This is a genomic window from Crenobacter sp. CS_VA4 (assembly GCF_055597485.1).
In genome coordinates, this window is record NZ_JBVMAE010000016.1 from 43,263 (window position 1) to 65,578 (window position 22,316).

A 22,316-nucleotide genomic window follows, 5' to 3' on the forward strand; every position below is an offset into this window, starting at 1 on the left:
GGAGGAGTGGCCGTAGGCCCGAGTCCGGGGGCGGTGCGTGCACCGCTTCTGTGGCGTGACTATGGGATAGCGCATCATGGACGCGCCCCCGGACTCGGCCCCGAAGGGGCTCTCCCCCGGGCTACATGGTTGCCGTAGTGATCCATCTTCGATTGAGAGAAAGAAACACCATGACTCCATTGATTGCCGAATTCATCGGCACGGCCCTGCTGGTGCTGCTGGGCAACGGCGTGGTCGCCAACGTCATCCTCAACAACACCAAGGGCCAGAACGGCGGCCTGATCGTGATCGCCTTCGGCTGGGCGATGGCGGTGTTCGTCGCGGTGTTCTGCGTCGCCTCGTACAGCGGCGCGCACCTCAACCCCGCCGTGACGGTCGCGCTGGCGGTGGCGGGCAAGTTCGCCTGGGCCAACGTACCGGGTTACATCGCCGCCCAGATGGCCGGCGGCATGGCCGGGGCGTTCCTGGTGTGGCTGATGTACCGCCATCACTTCGAAACGACCGACTGCGCCGACACCAAGCTGGCGGTGTTCTGCACCGGCCCGGCGATCCGCAGCCTGCCGGGCAACCTGGCCTCGGAGATCATCGCCACCTTCGTGCTGGTGTTTGCGGTGCTGCACATGGTGTCGCCCAAGGTGTCGCTCGGCGCCATCGACGCCTTGCCGGTCGGCCTGCTGGTACTGGGCATCGGCGTGTCGCTGGGTGGCACCACCGGCTATGCGATGAGCCCGGCCCGCGACCTGGCGCCGCGGCTGATGCACGCGCTGCTGCCGATCGGCGGCAAGCGCGACAGCGACTGGGGCTATGCCTGGGTGCCGGTGGTCGGCTCCTTGACCGGCGGCGTGCTGGCTGCGCTGCTGCACAGCCAACTGCTGATCGCCTGACTCTGCTCGGCCCGTGTCCGCTCGGATGCGGGGCCTGCCTCCAGCCCGCCGCGCTCTCGCGGCGGGCTTTTCTATTGCGCCGTGCGAATTTGGATGCCCGGTCTTCGCCCTCCGCCTGTTCGGCCGACCTTGGTCCAGTGTCTCCGCAAGATAATAAACAACAAATAAAGAACATTTACGATCATAAAAACAACATTTAGTGTTGTATAAATGTTCGCAATCGCCTAGCATTCTGATGGGAGCGAACAGCGTTCTGTTCGCCGCAATAACAGCGTCGCTCGGCGGTTGGCCGAACGGGCGCATACCGGATTGAAGCCACAGGGCGGGAGTGTAGGACGTGAACGGTCAGATCTACGATGTACTGATTATCGGCGGCGGCATCAACGGGGCAGGCATCGCCCGCGACGCGGCGGGGCGGGGTCTGTCGGTATTGCTGTGCGAAAAGGACGACCTGGCCCAGCACACCTCCTCGGCCAGCACCAAGCTGATCCACGGCGGGCTGCGTTACCTCGAGTACTACGAGTTCAGCCTGGTGCGCAAGGCGCTGCAGGAGCGCGAGGTGTTGCTGCGCGCGGCGCCGCACATCATCGGGCCGCTGCGCTTCGTGATGCCGCACGACGCGTCGCAGCGGCCGCAGTGGCTGATCCGCGCCGGCTTATTCCTGTACGACCACCTCGCTCGGCGCGAGCTGTTGCCCGGTGCGGAAACCCTGCGCCTCGATCGCCACCCGGCCGGCAAACCGCTGAAACCCGGCTTCAAGCGCGGCTTCGCCTATTCGGACGGCTGGGTGCAGGATGCGCGGCTGGTAGTGCTCAACGCGCAGGATGCCGCGGAACGCGGTGCGGTGGTGATGACCCGCACCGAATGCGTCGCGGCGCAGCGCGAGCGCGAGCTGTGGCATTGCACCTTGCGCGAGGAGGGCGGGGCGACCCGGACCGTGCTGGCGCGCGCCGTGGTCAACGCCGCAGGGCCGTGGGTCGACTCGCTGCTGAAGAACGTGATCGGCCGTGCGGCATCCAAGTCGGTGCGGCTGGTGAAGGGCAGCCACATCATCGTTCGGCGGCTGTTCGATCACTCGAACGCCTACATCTTCCAGAACCCGGACAAGCGCATCATCTTTGCGATTCCGTACGAGAACGACTTCACGCTGATCGGCACCACCGACGTCGAATACCACGGCGACCCGGCCCGGGTAGCGATCGATGCCGACGAGGTGCGCTACCTGTGCGAGATGAGCAACCGCTATTTCGCCAAACAGATCGGCCCCGAAGACGTGGTCGCGACGTTCTCGGGCGTCCGTCCTTTGCTCGACGACGATTCGGCCAACGCGGCCAGCGTCACCCGCGATTACACGCTGGAGATGGACGTCGAGGGGGCACCGCTGCTGTCGGTGTTCGGCGGCAAGATCACCACCTTCCGTAGGTTGGCCGAACAGGCTGTCGATCAGCTGGCAAAGTGCCTTGGCGTCTACTCGCCGGCCTGGACGGCGGATGTTCCGCTGCCTGGTGGCGACCTGGGCGCGGCGTCGTTCGACGCGTTTCTGGCCGACGCGCGCCAACGCTACCCCTGGTTACCTCTGTCGCTGCTGACTCGCTATGCACGCAGCTACGGCAGCCGTATCGGCGTTGTGATCGGCACGGCAACGCAGCTGGCCGGCTTGGGCGAGGAGATCCTGCCGGGTCTCTTTGAGGCCGAGCTGCGCTATCTGATGGAAGTCGAGTGGGCCCGCAAGGCCGAAGACATCCTGTGGCGCCGTAGCAAGCTCAAGCTGCACCTCCCCCCCGAGGCCGAGGTGGTGCTGGGGCGCTGGATGGCCGAGCGGTCGGTGCTGGTCCCCGCCACTCGGTCCGTGGGATCGGGGCACCTGCTCGAACCGCGCCACGTCGCGTAAGCGACACCCCTCTCGATCCGATCGCGCTACGCCCTGCGTGGCGCGGTTGCACAGATCGCCCGTGGGCCGGCTCGAGTCGACCCGAGCACTTCTGTCCCGGACAGATAGGGTGGCCGGAATCGCTTCGCTGTGTACGGTCCGGCTATTCTGAAGTTCGTCGTCACAAGACGCAGGTCGGCAATCCGCCCAACAAGGCGCGGGTGGCTTGCGCTGGGGGATGTAAAGTTACTGTATCGCTGCCCAGCGTGCGAATGAAGGCGAGGTGCATCATGAGCGATGATCTTGTAATCAGGACCTGTACCCCCTGCAAGGGCGGGATTCCGCCGCTGAGCCGTGCCGAGGCCGAGGCGTATCTGGCGCAGGCGCCAGGTTGGATGCTGGCCGACGCGGGCCGCCGCATCGAACGCAGCTTCCTCTTCAAGAACTTCAAGGAGGCGTTGAACTTCGTGGTCGACGTCGGCCAACTGGCGGAGGCCCAAGGCCATCATCCCGATATCAGCTTCGGATGGGGCTGGGCCACCGTTTCCTGGCAAACGAAGAAGATCAAGGGGCTGCACGAGAACGACTTCATCATGGCCGCCAAGACCAGCGCGTTGGCCGGCGCGCAAGAACCATAGGACCTACACTGTAGAGCGTCCGTACCTATACCGGTGTCTCATTCTATGTCCCGCGTTGTTTTCGCCCCCGCCATCCAGCGATACATCGCCAGCCCGGAGCGCGAAGTGTCCGAGGCGACGGTGGGGGCTGCGCTGGAGGCGGTGTTCTGCGCACAGCCCGAGTTGCGCGGCTATATCCTGGACGATCAAGGGCAGTTACGCCGCCACCTGGCGGTGTTCGTCGACGGTTGCGCCATCCGGGATCGCCAGCATTTGAGCGACCGGATCGGCGCCAGCAGCCAGATCTACGTGGTGCAGGCGCTGTCCGGCGGTTGAAAGAAGGTCCCCCATGAGCGATCGACTTCTCGTTGCCACCCGCAAGGGGCTGTTCATTCTGCAACGCCGCGGTGAGGGGCAGTGGCAGCTGGAGCCGCCGCATTTCCTCGGCGAGCCGGTCAGCATGGTGCTGGCCGATCCGCGCGACGGCACGCTGTACACGGCGCTCAACCTCGGCCACTTCGGCGTCAAGCTGTGGCGCCGTCCGGCCGGGCGGCTTGATTGGGAGGAGGGCGTGGTACCCGTCTATCCGCCGCAGCCGGACCCGCCGTCTGATCCGCAACAGGAGCCGCTGCCGGGGCAGCCACCCGCGGCACCATGGACGCTGCAACAGATCTGGGCGCTGGAAGCCGGCGGCCCGGACGAGCCCGGCGTGCTGTGGGCCGGCACGATCCCGGGCGGCTTGTTCCGCTCCGGCGACGGCGGTGATAGCTGGACGCTGAACCGGGCGCTGTGGGACCGCCCGGAGCGCAGCGCGTGGTTCGGCGGCGGCTACGACTACCCCGGCATCCACTCCATCAGTGTCGATCCGCGCGACAGCCGCCACATCACGGTCGCCGTGTCCTGCGGCGGCGTGTGGCAGACCCACGACGTTGCCGACAGCTGGAGCTGCACCAGCGCGGGCATGCATGCCGACTATATGCCCCCCGAGCGCCGCGAAGACCCCACTATCCAGGACCCGCACCGCATGGTGCACTGCGCGGGCCATCCCGAGGCGCTGTGGGTGCAGCACCATAACGGCATCTTCCGCTCCACCGACGGCGGCGCGCGCTGGCAGGACGTGGTCGCGCAGCCTTCCAGCTTCGGCTTTGCCGTCGCCGTGCATCCTCAGCAGCCGGACACCGCGTGGTTCGTGCCGGCTGTCAAGGACGAGTGCCGCGTCCCAGTGGGCGCTCGGCTCGTCGTCAACCGTACGCGCGATGGCGGACGAACCTTCGAGACTCTCGACGACGGTCTGCCACCGCCGCCTGTCTACGACCTGGTCTACCGGCACGGCCTGGCCGTGGACGGCTCGGGTGAGCGCCTGGCCATGGGCTCGACCACCGGCGGCCTGTGGGTGTCCGAAAGCGGCGGGGATCGCTGGCAGTGCGTGTCGGCTCATCTGCCGCCGATCTATTGCGTGCGCTTCGGCTGATCCTGATGCATCACCAGACGACCTTGCCGCTGCCCGACCGCCCATTGGCCTGACATGTTCGCGCTTGCCAAAATTCTCATGCAGCGCGTCGTTACACGCACTCGCCTGTGTGGTTTGCCCAGGCTAAGGCCTCCCGTTGCGACGCGGCGGCGCGATAGCCACCGCTCCGCGTTCGGCCTGGTAGACGTCTCGCATGCCGTAAGCCCCATCACCAATGTAGGTTTGCAGAGTTCGTGAAAAAACCGCCCTTTGATTTCTAAGGGTTTTTTCACCGTCGTGCGTACTGCAACGTGCACCTAATGGACGGAGTTCGTGAAAAATCCCTACGGGATTTGCATGTTCGTGAAAATCTCAAAAAACCAATTAAAAACAAGTGGTTATTTTTCGATTTTCGTCATCGGCATACCGTTGGAGGAGCTGTCCCAGGAGCTGGGTTTAGGCAGTGGCATGACAGTTGGCGTTGTCTGCGTGACTGACTGGTCCAAGGTGGGCTGTTCCGAGGTTGGTAGGCAGCGAGTTAAGTGATGAGCCTCACTATGAGACTCATGGCTTGAGCTGACGGGGCTCAGACCGGCAGGCAGGAAGGCGGCTGCCATCGCCGCACAACGCGGCCATTCGGTGCAGTTGTACGAGGCAGCAGGTCGGCTCGGTGGCCAGGCCCCACTGGCTCAGCTGTTGCCTGGGAGTGCGGAGTTCGGTGGCCTTATCACCAATCTGCAGCATGAGATGGAGCAGGCAGGTATGGAGGTGATCCTACATACCGGAGTGGACCGGGCACTGGTTGAGCGAGTCAGCCCCGATGTCGTGATCGTCGCAACGGGAGCGAAGCCGCGTCGGCCGGCGCTGGAAGGTGGTGGTTCCATCCAGGTGCTCGACGCCTGGCAGATTTTGCATGAGGAGGCCGTGCCCGGGCATTCGGTGGTGGTGGCGGACTGGCGCTGTGACTGGATCGGCCCGGGCCTGGCCATCCGTCTTGCCAGGGTGGGCTGTGAGGTGCGGCTTGCGGTGAATGGAGCGCACGTCGGCCAGTTGTTGCAAATGTATGTGCGCGATGACCTGGTGGTGCAGCTTCACCAGTTAGGGATCGAAGTGATTCCCTATGCCCGGCTCGACGGCTATGACGACGACACGGTATTCATGCAGCACACCGCCAGCGAGGAAGCCATTTTGTTCGGGGTGGTCGACACACTGGTGTTGTGCCAAGGCCAGAAGCCGGTTGACGGGTCTGCTCACCGAGCTGGATGGAATGATGGTGGAGCTCCATGCGATTGGCGATTGTCTGGCACCGCGCACGGCAGAGGAAGCGATCTTCGAGGGCATGCGGCTGGCGTGGCGGTTATAGTGCCGGGGCAGGCTGTTCCGGTAGCGCTTAAAAGTCAGTATTAACAGTGGCTTGCAGGTGTCTAGTGAAACTCGGAGCAACTCATAAAACACACTTGTTTGTTACGCATGTTGATCAAATAGCAGAAGAGCCACGTCATCCTTTTGGCCGATAGTGCCGCCCGATTCCGAGCACCATACTCATGCCGACACGGTTCGACAGGGGAAGAGACAATGAAATCGGCAAAAAGGGTGGCACTGATCACTGGCGGAGGCACTGGCATCGGCGCGGCGTGTGCACGGCGTCTGGCCGGCTCGGGTATGCGGGTGGCGGTAATGGGACGGCGACGCGAACCGCTGGAAGCGGTGGCCGTGGAAACCGGCGCGGACATCCTGGTCGGCAACGCCGCCCGCCGCGAAGACATGCAGGCCGCGGTCGACACGCTGCTCGAGTGTTACGGCCGGATCGACACCTTGCTCTGCTGCGCGGGGGGGCTGGGCATGGGCACGGCGGGCGAAACCGACGACGCACACTGGGCTCAGGGGCTGGAGGCCAACCTCGGCACCGCTTTCGTCGCCGCCCGCGAATGCCTGCCGGCGCTGATCGACAGCCGCGGCAGCATCGTGTTCGTCGCGTCGATCGCCGCGCTGGCCGCCGGGCCGGCGGCGTGCAGTTATATCACCGCCAAGCACGCGCTGCTCGGGCTGACCCGTTCGCTGGCGCGCGACTACGGCCAGCTGGGCATTCGGGTCAACGCGGTCTGCCCAGGCTGGGTGCGCACGCCGATGGCCGACGAGGAAATGCAGGTGCTGATGGAACGCCACGGTATGGACCTCGACGGCGCCTACCGGCTGGCGACGGCGGAGACGCCGCTGCGCCGCGCCGCCGAGCCGGATGAGATCGCCGCGGCCTGCCAGTTTCTCGCGTCGCCGGACGCCTCTTACATAACCGGCGCGACGCTGGTGGTCGACGGCGGCGCCACGGTGGTCGACGTGCCGACGCTGATCTACGAGCGCTGAGCACAGCATGGCCGAATGACGGCAAACACCCGGTAGCGGGGTGTAGCGGGCGTTATGGTTCGCCCCCACCCAGCTACTGGTCCGAGCATGACAAACAAGCAGTCCATGAGCCCGGCATCGCCAGTGGCCTCGATCAGGCGCCCGCCCCATTACTGCATGCCATCAAGATCCTTTTGCGTCACCTGCCTGATCCTTCATCGCATGGCCAATACAGTAGATGAGGTATTCGCACGCCGGGGTTTTTAGCGCGTCGCGTCGTGACACGATACCGATACTGATCGGCGGGATTGCTTCTTCCACCGGCACCGCCACCATGTGTTCCTTGAACCAGTCTACTTCCAGAAAACTGGCCGGAAAGACCGACACCATGTCGGATTGGGTGCTCAGGGAGAAGCAGGCCGTGAAGGACGGACAATCGATGATCCGCGCCGGTGGCGGCAGGCCAAGCGCATCGAACACCTCAAGCGTTTGGCTGCTGAGGTTGCCGGGCAGGGGATTGAGTATCCATTGCGCGTCGTGCAAATCCGCCAGCGAACGACTTGCTGCGAGCGGATGCCCTTTGCGCAAGGCGATCACCACCGGCTCTTCGTGTAGCGGGGAAAAAACAAACTCGGCACCCAGGTAATCCGGATTGATCGCCCCGATCACAAAGTCGAGCATCCCGTCGCGCAAGCCGGGCAACGCCACCGGCAAGAAGCCCTCATGAATGGACAAGCGAATCTTCGGCATACGCTGCTGGAACATCGCCAGCGCGCCCGCCAGCCACTTCATCGCGACCAGCGGGGTCACCGACAGTGTGATCCGGCCCGATAGCTCGCCACTCAGTTGATTGATCTCCTCTCGAGCATGCTGCATTTCAGCAAGGATGACCTGAGCCCGCTTTTGCAGGGTCAGGCCGATAGGAGTCAATTGCACACCGCGTGAGCTGCGCGCCACCAACGTAACACCCAAATCCTGTTCGAGTTCCCGAATCGCCTTGGTCAGGGCCGGCTGCGAGAGGCAGACCGAGCGTGCAGCGGCACGGATGCTGCCGTGCTTGGCCACCGCCAGCAGGGCCCTCAGTTGATGGTGCTTCATCGTTCTCTACCGATATCCAAGAGTTATCACGATAACAAAAGGCGGTCTTTTTGCCAGCACTGGCCTGGATATACTCATCACAAACTTAACAAGTTAACAAAAAAACAAGAGACCGGCCCCGGACCCACCGGGGTCAAAACAAAGGAGAAACGAGATGTCCGCACCCAGCAAGGAACTGGTCCTGCCCAGCGATTCGGCCAGGCAAAGCCACTCAACCCGCAAGCTGATCGTAGCGACCACTATCGGCAATGCGATGGAGTTTTTCGACCTGACCGCCTACAGCTTTTTCGCCGTGCTGATCGGCAAGCTGTTCTTCCCCGCCCATTCCGAATCCACCCAGCTGCTGTTGTCGGTCGCTACCTTCGGCGTCGGTTTCGTGACCCGGCCACTGGGCGGCATCGTGCTCGGCATCTATGCCGACCGGCGTGGCCGCGTCGCGGCGATGAAGCTGACGCTGATCCTGATGGCGGTCGGCACCGGCATGGTCGGGCTGATGCCGACCTACGGAAAGATCGGCGTGGCCGCGCCGATCCTGATCGTGCTGGCACGCCTGCTGCAGGGGCTGTCGGCCGGCGGCGAGGTCGGCACCGCCACCACCTTGCTGGCCGAGTCGGCCTCGGCCGGACGGCGCGGCTTCGCCACCAGCTGGCAGTTCGCGAGCCAGGGTGCCGCCGCGATGGTGGCCGCGCTTGCCGGCGCCTGGCTATCGCATAGCCTGAGCCCGGCCGCGCTCGAATCATGGGGCTGGCGCGTACCATTCCTGGCCGGGATGCTGATCGCCCCGCTCGGCCTCTACCTGCGCGGCCAGCTCGACGAGGCCCCGGCTCCACAGACCGCCGCCGGCCAAGGCTCGGCCAACCCGTTGCTGACCGTGTTCAAGCACTACCCCGGCATGGCACTCGCCGCGTTTTCGCTGGTGGTCGGCGGTACCGCCACGCACTACATCGTGCTTTATTACATGTCGACCTACGCGATCAAGGTGCTGCATCTGCCGATGTCGCTGTCGTTGACCTCGGGCATCTTGAGCGGCTGTCTGGTGATGCTGATCTCGCCGCTGGGCGGCTGGCTGTCCGACCTCTACGGTCGCAAGCTCACCACCCAGGCCTCGCGCATCGCCATCACCTTGCTGATCTATCCGGGTTTCGTGCTGCTCAACCACAACCCGACGCCCGGAACCCTGCTGTTGGTGGTGGGCGTGCTCGCCGCGCTGCACGCGCTCAACGCCGGCACCTCCGGCGCGATCCTGCCGGAAATCTTCCCGAAAGAAGCGCGCGCCACCGGCATGTCGCTCGCCTATGCGCTGGCGGTGGCGATCTTCGGCGGCTTCGCCCAGTTCTTCGTCACTTGGCTGATCGACGCCAGCGGCAATCCGAACGCGCCGGCCTGGTACGTGATCGGCTGCGGCCTGTTGTCGTTTGTCGCGCTCTTCTTCGTCAAAGACCGCCGCCACCAGGCGATCTGATCTCTTTTCCTAACGCTGGAGCCATCCATGACTTACAAAACCCCTGAGTGCGCGGCCGGCGTAGCGAACGGCGCCGCATCGAGCCTGTGCGACCTCTCGGCGCTCGAAATGCTCACCCTGCTGCGCGGCAAGGACATCTCGGCCGAAGAGCTGCTCAAGGCGCACCTGGCGCGCATCGAGGCGGTCAATCCGCAAGTCAACGCGCTGGTGACGCTCGCTGACGAGCGCGAGCTGATCAAGCAGGCCCGCGCGATCGACAACGCTTGGCTCAACGGTGAATGGCAGGGCGCGCTGCACGGCCTGCCGGTGTCGCAGAAGGATTTGACCGCCACCCGCGGCATCCGCACCACCTTCGGCTCGCGCGTGTTCGAACAGCATGTGCCCGAGCACGACGCACTGATCGCACGGCGCTGCGCCGCCGCAGGCGCGCTGATGATCGGCAAGTCCAATACTCCCGAGTTCGGCGCCGGCTCCCATACCTACAACGAGGTGTTCGGCGCCACGCGCAACCCGTGGGACCTGGGCAAGAGCGCCGGCGGCAGCAGCGGCGGCAGCGCCGTGTCGGTCGCCTGCGGCATGAACCCGCTCGCCTGCGGCAGCGATATGGGCGGCTCATTGCGCAACCCGGCGGCTTGGACAAACGTGGTGGGCCTGCGCCCATCGCCCGGCCGTGTCCCACGCGTGCCGGATGCCGACGGCTGGATGACCCTGGGTGTGGACGGCCCGATGGGGCGCACGGTGGCGGATACCGCGCTGCTACTCAGCGTCATTGCCGGCCCGTCGGGGGCCAGCCCCACCGAAATCAGCGAGCCCGGCGCCTCGTTCGCCCGACCGTTGGCGCGCAACTTCAAGGGGGCGCGCGTGGCGATGTCGGCGGGCATTCCCGGCATCGCGGTCGATCCGGAGATCATGCACACCGTTCAAGCGCAGGCGGATGAGCTGCAGAGCCTGGGCTGCGAGGTGGACTTCATCGATCCGGATTTCTCCGGTGCCGACGAGGTGTTTCGTGCCGAACGGGCCTGGATCATGGGCGGGCTGGTGGACAGCCTGCCGGCCGAGGCCCGTGCGCTGCTGAAAGACGAGGTGCACGACGAGTATCGCCTGTTCAAATCGCTTTCCGCCGCCGATCTCGCGCGCGTGTTCCGACAGAAGACCGCGCTGTTCAACCGGATGAAGGTCTTCATGGACCATTACGAGTTCTACGTACTGCCGGCCACCCAGATGCATCCGTTTCCGGTCGAAGAAAGCTGGCCGCGCGAATTTATGGGCCAGCAATACGACAACTACATCGACTGGATGCGCCAGTGCTGGTTTCTCTCCAGCACCGAACACCCTGTGCTGTCGGTGCCGTGCGGTTTTTCGACGACGGGCCTGCCGATCGGCATGCAGATCGCCGGCCGCTTCCGCGACGAATGGGGCGCGCTCCAACTCGGCCACGCGTATGAGGCGGCCACGCAATTCGGCCGCCGCCTGCCGCCCATCATTGAGTCGCTGACACGCTAAGCCCAGGCGCGGCCGTCCCTGCCGCGCTTTCCCGATCCCCTAGTTCATCGCGCTTTTAGGCGCGAGGGCAACGCTCGTCTTTTTTCGAACCCGTCACACAACAACAAACGGTTCGAGAGTGCGTAATACCCATACAAAGGAGAAATTTAAAATGAAAAAAATGATGACCGTCGGCTTGCTTGTTTCCGGATGGAGCCTGGCCGCCCACGCCGATGTGATTATCTTCGGCAGCTTGAATGCCAGCATCGAATCGGTCAAAGCCACCGGAAGCGGAACATCCGAAGTGGGGCGCCTGAGCCGGATTGCCACCGGTACGTCCTTCCTGGGGTTTAAAGGCAGCGAAGACCTGGGCAACGGCCTGAAAGCTATCTGGCGGATCGACACCAACCTGCGCAACTTCGAGCAAGGCGGGGTCAACGATATGGGCCAACCCGCCATTTTAGGCACCCGGAATACCTATCTCGGCATGCAAGGCGAGTTCGGCCAAGCCTATGTGGGCAACAGCGACAGCGCCTATAAGGCCCTGGCCGACATCCAACTGGACCCGTTCGTCAATACCACGGCGGATATGTTTGGCGGCATTTTCGACCGGGGCGGGGCGCGCCTGACCAACAGCGTGCATTATTATTCGCCGACACTGGCGGGCTTCCGGGGCGGTGTGACTTACAGCTTCGACGAGACGAGACCGGTTGCGACCAACGGGGCGGCGCAGAACAACCACCGCTTATCGACGGCAGCCAGGTATGAAAGGCAAGCGCTGACGCTGGTGCTGGGCTACGACGTGCAAGGCAACAAGCTCAATGCGGCCAAAACGGCGATCGACTACGACCGGCGCACTTTCAGCCGGGCCAGCGCCTCGTATGTTTTTACCAGCCGTACGACGTTTGGCGGCGCATTCGAACGGGACAGGAAATACAACAGCCGCACGAGCGATACCACGCAGGACGGATGGCTGGTCGCCCTGACCCAGAACTTCGGTCGCACCAATGTCAGCATGGTGTATTCGGAGCTCGGAAAGTTGCAGAGCGCCGCAATTGGCCAGCCGGACGACTACAAGGCCAAACAATGGCTGCTGGGCGCCATGTATGACTTATCCAAAGCCACGCAGCTGTATGCGTTTACGACCAAGATCCACAACAATCGTCGCGCAACCATCAACTTTACCGGCAGCATCGACCCCGTTTTCGACAGGAATGTCGGAACCCCGGCGGCCGCGCTGACGCCCGGTAATAGTCCGCAATCTATTGGCGTGGGGATGAGGGTGTTCTTTTAAAGCCTTGCCGGCGAATCAGGGCATCTTTGGATGCCCTTTTTCTTGCCTATAGGTCTCGTTCGAGAAGCTCGAGAAAGAAGGTTGGCCGAAAAGAAGGGAGGCATTAGCCACGGAAAAACACGAAATGCCGCGCGGCATTTCGTGTTTTTCCGTGGGGTTCGTGGCAAGCAAGCCTTTCAAAGCCGTTTCCCTATCCGGGGACACGGCTTCTGGGCTTCTCACTCACAGCTCGAGCTCGAGCCGAGAGCTTTTGGCGCGAGACACGCAGATCAGCATGCTGCGGCCGGCCGCCTTTTCCTCCTCGGACAGCACGAAGTCGCGGTGGTCGGGCTCGCCCGCGCAGACGGCTGTCTCGCAGCTGCGGCACAGGCCGGCGCGGCACGAAAACGGCACGGCAAATCCTTCCTGTTCCAGCACGTCGAGGATGCTCTGCCCGGGAGGCACCTGCAGCGTGCGGCCGCTCTGGCGTAGCACCAGCTCGAAGCCATCGCCGGCGCCGTTCTGGCCCGTCGCCGGCGGGGCGAACCATTCGAAGTGCACCGAGCCGGACGGACGGCCGTCGCAGGCGGCGTCGACCGCCCGCATCAACGCATCCGGTCCGCAGCAATAGACCTCTTCCCCGGCCTGCAGCGTCGCGGCCAACGCCGCGACGTCGAGCCGCCGCCCGTCCTGCTCGTCGTTGAAGTGAAACCGCACCCGTTGCGGGCCGAACCCGCGCAGTTCCTCGTAGAACGCGGCGCGCTGCCGGCTGCGCGCCGTGTAGATCAGGCGCCAGTCTTTGCCCGCGCGCTCGCACCAGCGGATCATCGAGAGGATAGGGGTGATGCCGATGCCGCCGGCGATGAACAGGTAGCGCGGCGCCTGCGTGCCGAGCGGGAAATGATTGCGCGGCGGCAGGATGCCCAGTTTCGCACCGACGCGCAGCTGGTCGTGGATATGGGCCGAACCACCGCGGCCGTCGGCAGCGCGGCCGACCGCAACGAGGTAGCGGTCGGTCTCGTTCGCGTCGTTGAGCAGCGAATAGTGGCGGATCAGGCCGTTGGCGAGATGCACTTCGAGATGCGCGCCGGGGGTGAAGGCGGGCAGGGGCCGGCCTGCGACGTCGCGCAACTCGAGCGCTACGACATCCTTGGCTTCGGCCGACATCCGGCTCACCCTGACCGTGATTTTCTCGTCGTGCATGGCGCTCTCCTGCTGTATGGGTTCGTAACTCGTCGACAGTCGCTGCGATCGGAGGGGGCGGCCGGGCTATCCCATCTGGCGCAAGCCACCGATGCGACGAGTATTGCCAGCGGAGAGCCCCCTGTTAAGTGGATGCGCTGCATTGCTGGTATGCAGCGGGTTCATCGCATCGGGGGCGCCTGCGCGTTCAGCCGGGCAGCGCGGCGGACGTTTCCTGCAGCAGGGTGCGGAACCAGCGCATCACCGGATTGAGTTCCTGGTAGCGGTGGTACTGCGCCACGACCGAAAAGCGCGGACAGGCGAACGGGGTCGGGTAGAGCGCGAGCGGCAGATAAGCCGCGTAGCGTTCGGCGAGCCGAGTGGGCAGGGTGGCGATGCGGTCGGTGCCGGCGACGAGGAAGGCGAGCTGGGCGAAACTCGGTACCACGCATTCCGCGCGTCGGACGATGCCCTGTTCGGCGAGCACTCGCTCGTCGAAGGTCGGCACGCGGCCGCCGGCGTATTCGACCACCACGTGGCCGAGCGAACGGAAGTCGTCCAGCGTGAGCGCGCCGTGCAGCCGGCGGTTCTCCGACCAGGCGATGCAGACGTAGCCGTCTTCGAACAGGACGTCCTGCGGGTGTTTGTCGAGCGCGAACGGCTCGGCCATCAGCAACAGGTCGATCTCGCCGCGTTCGAGCCGCTCCGGCCAGCTCTCGTGCATCTGGCGGATGTGCAGGCGGATGCCGGGCGCGAGCTTGGCCGCGCGACGGGCGACGTCGGGCAGCAGCACGGTGCCGGAATAGTCGGACGCCATTACCGTCAGCGTGCGCTCGGTGCGCTCGATCTCGACCGAGGGCTCGAGCGCGGTGATCGCCTCGATCTGCAACAAGGCATTGCGCACCGGCACGGCCAGCTCGCGCGCGAGCGCGGTCGGCATCATCTGCCGCCCGACCGGCACCAGCAATTCGTCCTGGAAGAATTCGCGCAAGCGGGCGAGCGCATGGCTCATCGCCGACTGGCTGATGAAGGTGCGCGCCGCCGCGCGCGACACGTTCTGCTCGACCAGCAGGGCGTCGAGGCTGACCAGCAGGTTCAGGTCGAGGCGTTTGAAGCGCATCGTTTATTTCTCCCTTACCCATGCGCGCGCTGCACGGATGGTATGTATACGCCGCATTATTTGGCCCGGGAAACGGCGTGCAACTATGTTCCTGCGGTGGCGGATGCAGGTCATCGGCCCGGCAGCCAGAACAAGGCACCATCGATCGCCCGCCGCCGCGTTTACCGAGAGAGAGGAGAAAGAATGAGCTTGCCCAATCCCGCGCTGATCGCCGCCGCCCGGAAAGCCTCGGCTCGGCTGGCAGACCGAAGCACCCCCTTCATCGCTAACGAATGGTATGTGGCGGCGTTTGCCGGCGAGGTCGGCCGTACCTTGCTGGCGCGCACGCTGCTCGGCCAACGCGTGGTGCTGTACCGCACCGAGGCGGGCCCGCCGGTGGCGCTGGCCGACCGTTGTGCGCACCGTTCCTTCCCGCTGTCGCAAAGCCGGCTCGACGGCGACACCATCGTCTGCGGCTACCACGGCTTCCGCTACGACGCCGGCGGCGACTGTATCGAAGTGCCGTCGCAGAAGCAATGCCCGCGCGGCATCGGCGTGCGCGCCTACCCGCTGGTCGAACGCGGCCCGCTGATCTGGATCTGGATGGGCGATGCCGGCCTCGCCGACGAGAGCCGCATCCCTGACCAGGCCTGGCTGTCGTCGCCCGAGTGGGAATGTTCGCAAGGCTATCTGCACCACGAAGGCAACTACGTGAGCATGCATGAGAACCTGCTCGATCTGACCCACCTGAGCTTCCTGCACGCCGACACCATCGGTACGCCGGACTATGCGAGCGCGCCGTTCGAGGTCGCGCTCAACGAAGGCCACTATAAGCTGGTGCGCCGCGTGGTGCCGACCCGGCTGTCGCCGGTATGGGCCGAGACCACCGGTCTTGGGCAGTCGGACACCGCCGCGCGCATCGCCACGTCGGAGTTCCTGTCGCCGGCGCTGCACCGCGTCAGCGTGACCTTCTACGATAACGCCTTGCCCGAGTCGGCAAGGCCCGAATTCCATATCCGCACCGCGCACATCCTGACGCCGGAAACGCCGACGACGATGCACTACTTCATCGTGCACGGCCGCGATTTCGCGCTCGACGACGAGCACATCACGCACTTTATGCACGAGCAGCTGTTCGCCACCTTCCGCGAGGACGTAGTGGGGTTGGGCGCGCTCGAACGGGTCCTCGCCTCACCCGGCGACGAGCCGTACGAATTCTCGGTGGCGAGCGATGCGCCGGCGGTGGCGATGCGTATCCACCTGAAGCAGCGCGCCGAGCAGGAGCAAGCCGAACGGGACGGGGCCGCCGGCGAAATATAAACCGGACTGTCCTGCCGACAACCCCATCCCTGCGGATGGGGTTTTTTGCTGGACGTTGCCGACCGGTTTGGGCACAGTCGCCGGCTCCTTCGCGGGGAGCCGGGCCCATAGCCTGTTCAGAATCTGTCGCGAGCTGCCCTCAGCGGGGGTGAAGAGCAGCGCAGAAACCGGAATGGACATTGAAGTCCATGAGGATTTCTGATCGCTGAGCGAATCAATAGATTCGCACGCCGAGCGCCTGAGCCCCGATCAGGGCCGCGCAGCAAGATTATGAACAGGCTAGAGTCGGGTCATGGTCAGCGGCGTGTGGACTGGCCGATAGGCAGCGTCATCACGACCAGGGCGCCGAGTACCAGCACGGCGACCGCGTAGAGGAGTCCCGAGGTGAAGCTCTGCGTGAGATCGTGCAGGTAGCCGATCAACACCGCGTTGAGCGCGCCGCCGACGTTGCCGGCGGCGTTGATCACCGCGATGCCGACCGCGCGGGCGCTCAGCGATAGCACGCTGTCCGGCGCGGTCCAGAAAATCGCCATCGCGGTGAACGCCCCGGTCGACGCCATGCACAGGCCGGCGAGGCGCACGATGGGGTCGGCGGCGAGCGCGGTGGTCAGCCAGCCGGCGGCCGCGAATAGCATCGGCCACACGATATGCCACTTGCGCTCCTGGCGGCGGTCCGAGCGGGCACCCCAGACGATCATCCCGGTGATCGTGCACAGCTGTGGAATCGCGGTGAGCAGGCCGATGGTGGCGTTGCTGCTGCCGGCGTTGAAGCTCTTCACGATCTGCGGCGCCCAGGTATTGACCATGCCGAGCGTGTTGACGAGGAAGAAGTAACCGAGCGCGAACTTGATCACGCCGGGCGAGAACAGCTCGCGCCAGACGTTGGCCGAATCGGCGGCCTTCGCGTCGGCCCCTTGTTCTGCATCCAGCATCTTGTCGAGGCAGGCTTTCTCTTCTGTGCTCAGCCACTTGGCCTTGGCCGGGCCGTCGTCGAGGTAGCACCACACCGCCAGCCCCAGCACCACCGACGGCGCCCCCTCGAGCAGGAACAGCCACTGCCAGCCGGCGAGGCCATGCAGCCCGTCCAGCCCCAGAATGTAACCCGACAACACCGAACCGAACGCCGTGGTGGCCGGCATCGCGATCATAAACAGCGCGTTGGCGCGGGCGCGGTACACGGCCGGAAACCAGTAGGTCAGATACAGCAGCATGCCCGGCAGGAAGCCCGCCTCGGTGATGCCGACCAGCACGCGCAGCAGGTACAGCGAGTGCGCGTCGTGCGCGAACATCGTGGCGGTCGACGCGATGCCCCACGCGATCATGATGGCGGCCATCCAGCGCCGCGCACCGACCTTGCCGAGCATGATGTTGCTCGGCACGCCGCACAGCACGTAGGCGATGTAGAACACGGTGGTGGCGAAGCCGAACTCGGTGGCGGTCAGCCCCATGCTCTTGCCCATCGTCAGGCCGGCGAAGCCGATATTGATCCGGTCGAGGAAGGAAAAGACGAACAGCACGAACAGAAAGCCGATCAGGCGGCGGGAGATTTTCTTCACCACCGCCTGCTCGAGCCGGCGCTGGACGGCAAGCGGGTCGTGGTCGGGCACGGCGTCCCGGTAGCCCGCGCGGGCCATTTTTTCCATGCTCATGGTTTCTCCTCTGTAGAGCGTGGGTGGTGGGTGTCGCGCCGCCTGGTTTTATCGGTGTGGCGGCGGCGTGGCGTCTGCTGCGTCAGCTCATGGCGTTTTTATTAAGATGTTAACTACAGGCTAAAAAACCGGCCGGCTGCCCCAGGCAAGCCGGCCCCAGTTCAATACACCTCAGTACACGCCGTCCTTGACCTCGGCCGCCGTGCCGCCCTTGAAGCGGCCGGCCAACGCCTCGGCGGTGCGGGCGAGCAGGGTGGTGTCGACGCCGACCGCGACGAACTGCGCGCCCAGCTCGATATAGCGGCGAGCCAGCTTCTCGTCGGCGCTGAGGATGCCGGCCGCCTTGCCGTGGCGGCGGATGCGCACGATCGCGTCCTCGATCGCGGCCTGCACCTCCGGATGACCGGGCTGGCCCAGGTAGCCGAGGTCGGCCGACAGGTCGGCCGGACCGATGAAGATGCCGTCGACGCCCTCGGTCGCCGCGATCGCGTCGAGATTGTCGAGGCCTGCTTGCGTCTCGATCTGCACCAACACGCACAGCTGCTCTTCCGCCTCCTTCAGATAACCGGGGATGCGGTTCCAGCGCGAGGCGCGCGCCAAGGCGCTGCCGACTCCGCGGATGCCGCGGGTCGGGTAGCGGGTCGACGCCACCGCCTGCGCGGTTTCTTCCGCGCTCTGCACCATCGGCAGCAGCAAGGTCTGCGCGCCGATGTCGAGCAGCTGCTTGATCAGCACCGGGTCGTTCCAGGCCGGCCGCACGATGGCGTGCGAGGGGTAGGGTGCCAGCGCCTGCAGCTGGCCGAGGATGGTGCGCAGATCGTTCGGCGCGTGCTCTCCGTCGATCAACAGCCAGTCGAAGCCGGCGCCGGCCAACAGCTCGGCGCTGTACGGGTCAGCCAGGCCCAGCCACAGGCCGATCTGCACCTCGCCGTTTTTCAGCGCGGCTTTGAAGGTATTCAGGGGGACTTGCATGGGTTCTCCTCAGACGAAGCGGCAGCTGATCGCGCCGAGCGGGCCGTAGTCGACGTGGAAGGTGTCGCCGGCGCGCGCCGGCACCGGGCGGGTGAACGAGCCGCCGAGGATCACCTGGCCCGGCTGCAAGCGGACGTCGAACGGCGCCAGCTTGTTGGCGAGCCACGCGACGCCGTTGGCCGGATGGTTGAGCACCGCGGCGGCGACGCCGGATTCCTCGATCACGCCGTTGCGGTACATCAGCGCGGACACCCAGCGCAGGTCCAGCTCGGACGGCTTCACCGGACGGCCGCCCATCACCACGCCGGCGTTGGCGGCGTTGTCGGAAATGGTGTCGAACACCTTGCGCGGCCGCTTGCTCTCCGGGTCGATCGACTGGCTGCGCGCGTCGATGATCTCGAGCGCCGGGATCACGTATTCGGTGGCGTTGTAGACGTCGAACAGCGTCACGTTCGGGCCGCGCAACGGCTTGCCGAGGATGAACGCCAGCTCGACCTCGACACGCGGCACGATGAAGCGGCCGGCCGGGATGTCCGAGCCGTCGTTGAAGAACATGTCGTCGAGCAACGTGCCGTAATCCGGCTCGTCGATCTGCGACGACATCTGCATCGCGCGCGAGGTCAGGCCGATCTTGTGGCCCTTCACGGTGCGGCCTTCGGCCAACTTCATGTCGACCCAGGTGCGCTGGATTTTGTACGCGTCTTCGATGGTGATGTCCGGGTAGTCGAGCGAGATCTGGCGGATCTGCTCGCGCGCCTTTTCGGCCTGGTGCAGCCGGCGGGCGGTCTGCTCGATGATGTCTTGACTCAGCATGCGGGTCTCCTCAGGCGTTCAGGCCGCCGAAGCACAAATATTTGATTTCCATGAAGTCCTCGAGGCCGTACTTCGAGCCCTCGCGGCCCAGGCCCGACTCCTTGATGCCGCCGAACGGGGCGACCTCGGTCGAGATGATTCCTTCGTTGATGCCGACCATGCCGGCCTCGATCGCCTCGGCGACGCGCCAGATCCGGCCGATATCGCGACTGTAGAAATACGCGGCGAGGCCGAACTCGGTGGCGTTGGCGAGGCGGATCGCGTCTTGCTCGGTTTTAAAACGGAATAGCGGCGCGAGCGGGCCGAAGGTTTCCTCGCGCGCGACCAGCATGGTGTCGTCGACGTCGGCGAGCACGGTCGGCTCGAAGAAGTTGCCGCCGAGCTCGTGCGGCTTGCCGCCGGTGACGATACGGGCCCCCTTGGACAGCGCGTCGTCGACGTGCTCGGCCACCTTGGCGACCGCGCGCGCATTGATCAGCGGGCCCTGCTGCACATCGCCGGCGACGGCCGGGCCGACTTCCAGCTGGCGCACCGCTTCGGCCAACTTGGCGGCAAACGCGTCGTAGACGCCGTCCTGAACCAGCAGGCGGTTGGCGCAGACGCAGGTCTGGCCGGTGTTGCGGAACTTGGACGCCAGCGCGCCCTGTACCGCGGCGTCGAGGTCGGCGTCGTCGAACACGATGAACGGCGCGTTGCCGCCCAGCTCCAGCCCGAGCTTCTTCACCGTGCCGGCGCACTGTTCCATCAAGAGCTTGCCGATGCGGGTCGAGCCGGTGAAGCTGAGCTTGCGCACCACCGGGCTGGCGGTCAGCGCCGCGCCGATCTCGGCGGCGCGGGTGCCGGTCACCACGTTGAGCACCCCGGCCGGCACGCCGGCGCGTTCGGCCAACTCGGCCAGCGCCAGCGCCGACAGCGGCGTCTCGGCGGCCGGTTTGACGACGACGGTGCAGCCGGCGGCCAACGCCGGGCCGACCTTGCGGGTGATCATCGCGTTCGGGAAGTTCCACGGCGTGATCGCCGCGACCACGCCGATCGGCTGCTTGATCGTCACCAGCCGCTTGTCGGCGGCCGGGCTCGGGATCACGTCGCCGTACGCGCGCTTGGCCTCTTCGGCAAACCACTCGATGAAGCTCGCGCCGTAGGCGATCTCGCCGCGGCTCTCAGCCAGCGGCTTGCCCTGTTCGCGGCTCAGGATCAGAGCCAGGTCGTCCTGGTGCTGCATGATCAGCTCGTACCAGCGGCGCAGCACCTGCGCGCGCGCCTTGGCCGGCTGCGCGCGCCAGGCGGGCTGCGCCGCCTCGGCCGCGGCAATCGCGCGCTCGGTGTCGGCGGCGGACAGGTCGGCCACCTCGGCCAGCGTCTCGCCGCTGGCCGGGTCGGTGACGGCGAAGGTGATGTGCTGCTCGCCGCTGTCCCAGACGCCGCCGATATAGGCCTGGGTCTGCAGCAGGGTGGGGTATTGAAGTTTCATCGGTCTCTTTGCGGACGGAATCTCGGGAAAGGGGGCGCCATCTGCCGCCTACTTGAAGCGCTGGTGCACGTTGTTGTGCTTGTAGTTGAGCTCGGGATGCAGTTCGGCCAACTCGAACGACAGCGCGAGATACCCTAGCTCGAACAGCGGCGCGAAGTGCGCCTTGATCAGCTTGAACAGCTCGTCGCCGACCCGCTTGCGGTCTTCGAGCGAACGGCCGGCGCCGATCTTCAGCGTCATGTGCACGAAGGCGTAATCCTCCTCGCCGTCGGCCATCCGGTAGGTGTCGAGCCACAGGGCGCGGCTGCGGATGCCGCCGATAGGGAACAGGCCGGTGCCGGCCAGATACTCGTGTACCTGTTCGAACAGGCCGGGAAGGTTGGCCGAACCCTTGATGTTGTCGGTGCATTCGACGATGAAGTGCGGCATGGTGCGCTCCTAAGCGGGGCCAAATTAAATGGGAAAGATTGCGTTGATCTGGCCGGTGCCGGAGCTCGGGAACAGCTCGGTGATCACCTCCACCGGCTTGTCGTAGCCGTCCCAGCCCAAGAGGCCGAGCAGCATCGCGGTGTCGTGCATCTTGCCCTCGCCGTAGCAGTACTCGGCGTACTCGGGCAGCATCGCGCAGAACTCCTTGAAGCGGCCCTGCTTCCACAGCTCGACGACCCGGAGGTCGACCTGGCGGTCGAACTCGCGCGAGTACGAGTTCATGCCTTTCACCGCGCGGCGGTCGGGGATGAAGTAGTGCGACAGCGAGCCGCTGGCGAACACCGCGACGGTGCCGTCGTACGCGTCGATCGCGGCGCGCACCGCCTCGCCGAAGGTCTTGCTGTCTTCGAGCGAGTGGGCATTGCACCAGCCGGCGACCGACACCACCTTGAAGTGCTGGTCGCCGTTCATGTAGCGCATCGGCACCAGCGTGCCGTATTCCAGCTCCAGGCTCGGGATGTTGTGCGCCTGCGCGCGCACGCCGCGCTCGACGGCTTTCTTCGCGATCAGCTCGCCGAGCAGCGGGTTGCCGTCGTACGAGAACGTCATGTCGCGGATGAAGTGCGGCAGCTCGTTACTGGTGTAGACGCCTTCAAACTTCTCGCCACAGTTGATGTGGTAGGCGCTGTTGACCAGCCAGTGCGTGTCGAACACCACGATGGTGTCGACGCCGAGGTCGCGGCAGCGCTGGCCGATGGCCTTGTGGCCGTCGATCGCCGCCTCGCGGCAACCGTGGTTCGGGCCGGGCAGCTCCGACAAATACATCGACGGGACGTGGGTGATCTTGGCCGCCAGGGCGAGTTTGCCCATGGGTTTCTCCTCAGGTTTCTTGATTTCTCCGCCCC

The 22,316-nt window shown here is 65.2% G+C and carries 21 protein-coding genes; 12 read left to right on the plus strand and 9 right to left on the minus strand.

The window, feature by feature from the left end:
- Positions 1-170: 170 nt before the first annotated feature.
- The 8 genes from ACZ2IA_RS15435 to ACZ2IA_RS15470 all read left to right on the plus strand — a co-directional run bounded on the left by ACZ2IA_RS15435 (position 171) and on the right by ACZ2IA_RS15470 (position 7,182).
- Positions 171-884, plus strand: a complete 714-nt coding sequence (locus tag ACZ2IA_RS15435; protein WP_470293478.1) for an MIP/aquaporin family protein — start codon at positions 171-173, stop codon at positions 882-884.
- A gap of 337 nt (positions 885-1,221) precedes the next feature.
- Complete coding sequence (gene glpD / locus ACZ2IA_RS15440) at positions 1,222-2,775, plus strand: glycerol-3-phosphate dehydrogenase (protein ID WP_470293479.1); 1,554 nt, start codon at positions 1,222-1,224, stop codon at positions 2,773-2,775.
- Positions 2,776-3,044: 269 nt separating this feature from the next.
- Positions 3,045-3,392: a 4a-hydroxytetrahydrobiopterin dehydratase gene (locus tag ACZ2IA_RS15445; RefSeq protein WP_470293480.1), complete on the plus strand. Its 348-nt coding sequence runs from the start codon at positions 3,045-3,047 to the stop codon at positions 3,390-3,392.
- Between the two features lie 45 nt (positions 3,393-3,437).
- Entirely contained in the window at positions 3,438-3,707 is a 270-nt protein-coding gene (locus tag ACZ2IA_RS15450; protein WP_470293481.1) for a MoaD/ThiS family protein, read from the plus strand.
- Between the two features lie 13 nt (positions 3,708-3,720).
- Positions 3,721-4,842: a WD40/YVTN/BNR-like repeat-containing protein gene (locus tag ACZ2IA_RS15455; RefSeq protein WP_470293482.1), complete on the plus strand. Its 1,122-nt coding sequence runs from the start codon at positions 3,721-3,723 to the stop codon at positions 4,840-4,842.
- Between the two features lie 312 nt (positions 4,843-5,154).
- Complete coding sequence (locus tag ACZ2IA_RS15460; protein WP_470293483.1) at positions 5,155-5,367, plus strand: hypothetical protein; 213 nt, start codon at positions 5,155-5,157, stop codon at positions 5,365-5,367.
- Positions 5,368-5,397: 30 nt separating this feature from the next.
- Positions 5,398-6,228, plus strand: coding sequence for an FAD-dependent oxidoreductase (locus ACZ2IA_RS15465; RefSeq protein WP_470293536.1), 831 nt, complete (start codon positions 5,398-5,400; stop codon positions 6,226-6,228).
- A gap of 186 nt (positions 6,229-6,414) precedes the next feature.
- A complete protein-coding gene (locus ACZ2IA_RS15470; RefSeq protein ID WP_470293484.1) occupies positions 6,415-7,182 on the plus strand; it encodes an SDR family NAD(P)-dependent oxidoreductase in 768 nt (255 codons plus the stop codon).
- A gap of 162 nt (positions 7,183-7,344) precedes the next feature.
- On the opposite strand, the gene ACZ2IA_RS15475 is transcribed toward ACZ2IA_RS15470, so the two are convergent.
- Positions 7,345-8,259, minus strand: a complete 915-nt coding sequence (locus tag ACZ2IA_RS15475) for a LysR substrate-binding domain-containing protein (protein WP_470293485.1) — start codon at positions 8,257-8,259, stop codon at positions 7,345-7,347.
- 154 nt (positions 8,260-8,413) lie between these two features.
- Between ACZ2IA_RS15475 and ACZ2IA_RS15480 the strand changes: the two genes are divergently transcribed.
- The 3 genes from ACZ2IA_RS15480 (at position 8,414) to ACZ2IA_RS15490 (ending at position 12,497) form a co-directional block, all read left to right on the plus strand.
- Positions 8,414-9,721, plus strand: a complete 1,308-nt coding sequence (locus ACZ2IA_RS15480) for an MFS transporter (protein ID WP_470293486.1) — start codon at positions 8,414-8,416, stop codon at positions 9,719-9,721.
- 27 nt (positions 9,722-9,748) lie between these two features.
- Positions 9,749-11,224 carry an amidase gene (locus ACZ2IA_RS15485; protein WP_470293487.1) on the plus strand — a complete coding sequence of 492 codons (1,476 nt, stop codon included), beginning with the start codon at positions 9,749-9,751 and terminating at the stop codon, positions 11,222-11,224.
- Between the two features lie 151 nt (positions 11,225-11,375).
- A complete protein-coding gene (locus ACZ2IA_RS15490; RefSeq protein WP_470293488.1) occupies positions 11,376-12,497 on the plus strand; it encodes a porin in 1,122 nt (373 codons plus the stop codon).
- 222 nt (positions 12,498-12,719) lie between these two features.
- Here ACZ2IA_RS15490 and ACZ2IA_RS15495 read toward each other — a convergent pair whose 3' ends face one another.
- The gene (locus ACZ2IA_RS15495) at positions 12,720-13,679 is read right to left on the minus strand and encodes a PDR/VanB family oxidoreductase (RefSeq protein WP_470293489.1); all 960 of its coding nucleotides are present in this window, start codon (positions 13,677-13,679) and stop codon (positions 12,720-12,722) included.
- Positions 13,680-13,866: 187 nt separating this feature from the next.
- Entirely contained in the window at positions 13,867-14,778 is a 912-nt protein-coding gene (locus tag ACZ2IA_RS15500) for a LysR family transcriptional regulator (RefSeq protein WP_470293490.1), read from the minus strand.
- Positions 14,779-14,961: 183 nt separating this feature from the next.
- On the opposite strand from ACZ2IA_RS15500, the gene ACZ2IA_RS15505 reads away from it, so the two are divergent.
- Positions 14,962-16,077 carry a Rieske 2Fe-2S domain-containing protein gene (locus tag ACZ2IA_RS15505; RefSeq protein ID WP_470293491.1) on the plus strand — a complete coding sequence of 372 codons (1,116 nt, stop codon included), beginning with the start codon at positions 14,962-14,964 and terminating at the stop codon, positions 16,075-16,077.
- A 296-nt stretch (positions 16,078-16,373) separates the two neighbouring features.
- Here ACZ2IA_RS15505 and ACZ2IA_RS15510 read toward each other — a convergent pair whose 3' ends face one another.
- The 6 genes from ACZ2IA_RS15510 to hpaD form a co-directional block, all read right to left on the minus strand.
- A complete protein-coding gene (locus ACZ2IA_RS15510; RefSeq protein ID WP_470293492.1) occupies positions 16,374-17,726 on the minus strand; it encodes an MFS transporter in 1,353 nt (450 codons plus the stop codon).
- A 171-nt stretch (positions 17,727-17,897) separates the two neighbouring features.
- On the minus strand, positions 17,898-18,698 hold the full coding sequence (hpaI, locus tag ACZ2IA_RS15515; RefSeq protein WP_470293493.1) for a 4-hydroxy-2-oxoheptanedioate aldolase: 801 nt from the start codon (positions 18,696-18,698) through the stop codon (positions 17,898-17,900).
- A 9-nt stretch (positions 18,699-18,707) separates the two neighbouring features.
- Complete coding sequence (gene hpaH, locus ACZ2IA_RS15520; RefSeq protein ID WP_470293494.1) at positions 18,708-19,511, minus strand: 2-oxo-hept-4-ene-1,7-dioate hydratase; 804 nt, start codon at positions 19,509-19,511, stop codon at positions 18,708-18,710.
- 10 nt (positions 19,512-19,521) lie between these two features.
- Positions 19,522-20,982, minus strand: coding sequence for an NAD-dependent succinate-semialdehyde dehydrogenase (locus tag ACZ2IA_RS15525; RefSeq protein WP_470293495.1), 1,461 nt, complete (start codon positions 20,980-20,982; stop codon positions 19,522-19,524).
- Between the two features lie 48 nt (positions 20,983-21,030).
- Positions 21,031-21,411 carry a tautomerase family protein gene (locus ACZ2IA_RS15530; RefSeq protein WP_470293496.1) on the minus strand — a complete coding sequence of 127 codons (381 nt, stop codon included), beginning with the start codon at positions 21,409-21,411 and terminating at the stop codon, positions 21,031-21,033.
- Positions 21,412-21,435: 24 nt separating this feature from the next.
- Complete coding sequence (gene hpaD, locus ACZ2IA_RS15535; RefSeq protein WP_470293497.1) at positions 21,436-22,281, minus strand: 3,4-dihydroxyphenylacetate 2,3-dioxygenase; 846 nt, start codon at positions 22,279-22,281, stop codon at positions 21,436-21,438.
- Positions 22,282-22,316 lie beyond the last annotated feature (35 nt).

Excerpts from the sequence above, each read along its gene's own strand:
- ACZ2IA_RS15435 (WP_470293478.1), top strand. The coding sequence starts at position 171 with ATGACTCCATTGATTGCCGAATTCATCGGCACGGCCCTGCTGGTGCTG.
- ACZ2IA_RS15445 (WP_470293480.1), top strand. The coding sequence starts at position 3,045 with ATGAGCGATGATCTTGTAATCAGGACCTGTACCCCCTGCAAGGGCGGG.
- ACZ2IA_RS15450 (WP_470293481.1), top strand. The coding sequence starts at position 3,438 with ATGTCCCGCGTTGTTTTCGCCCCCGCCATCCAGCGATACATCGCCAGC.
- ACZ2IA_RS15455 (WP_470293482.1), top strand. The coding sequence starts at position 3,721 with ATGAGCGATCGACTTCTCGTTGCCACCCGCAAGGGGCTGTTCATTCTG.
- ACZ2IA_RS15475 (WP_470293485.1), bottom strand. The coding sequence starts at position 8,259 with ATGAAGCACCATCAACTGAGGGCCCTGCTGGCGGTGGCCAAGCACGGC.
- ACZ2IA_RS15480 (WP_470293486.1), top strand. The coding sequence starts at position 8,414 with ATGTCCGCACCCAGCAAGGAACTGGTCCTGCCCAGCGATTCGGCCAGG.
- ACZ2IA_RS15485 (WP_470293487.1), top strand. The coding sequence starts at position 9,749 with ATGACTTACAAAACCCCTGAGTGCGCGGCCGGCGTAGCGAACGGCGCC.
- ACZ2IA_RS15490 (WP_470293488.1), top strand. The coding sequence starts at position 11,376 with ATGAAAAAAATGATGACCGTCGGCTTGCTTGTTTCCGGATGGAGCCTG.
- ACZ2IA_RS15495 (WP_470293489.1), bottom strand. The coding sequence starts at position 13,679 with ATGCACGACGAGAAAATCACGGTCAGGGTGAGCCGGATGTCGGCCGAA.
- ACZ2IA_RS15500 (WP_470293490.1), bottom strand. The coding sequence starts at position 14,778 with ATGCGCTTCAAACGCCTCGACCTGAACCTGCTGGTCAGCCTCGACGCC.
- ACZ2IA_RS15505 (WP_470293491.1), top strand. The coding sequence starts at position 14,962 with ATGAGCTTGCCCAATCCCGCGCTGATCGCCGCCGCCCGGAAAGCCTCG.
- ACZ2IA_RS15510 (WP_470293492.1), bottom strand. The coding sequence starts at position 17,726 with ATGAGCATGGAAAAAATGGCCCGCGCGGGCTACCGGGACGCCGTGCCC.
- hpaI (WP_470293493.1), bottom strand. The coding sequence starts at position 18,698 with ATGCAAGTCCCCCTGAATACCTTCAAAGCCGCGCTGAAAAACGGCGAG.
- hpaH (WP_470293494.1), bottom strand. The coding sequence starts at position 19,511 with ATGCTGAGTCAAGACATCATCGAGCAGACCGCCCGCCGGCTGCACCAG.
- ACZ2IA_RS15525 (WP_470293495.1), bottom strand. The coding sequence starts at position 20,982 with ATGAAACTTCAATACCCCACCCTGCTGCAGACCCAGGCCTATATCGGC.
- ACZ2IA_RS15530 (WP_470293496.1), bottom strand. The coding sequence starts at position 21,411 with ATGCCGCACTTCATCGTCGAATGCACCGACAACATCAAGGGTTCGGCC.
- hpaD (WP_470293497.1), bottom strand. The coding sequence starts at position 22,281 with ATGGGCAAACTCGCCCTGGCGGCCAAGATCACCCACGTCCCGTCGATG.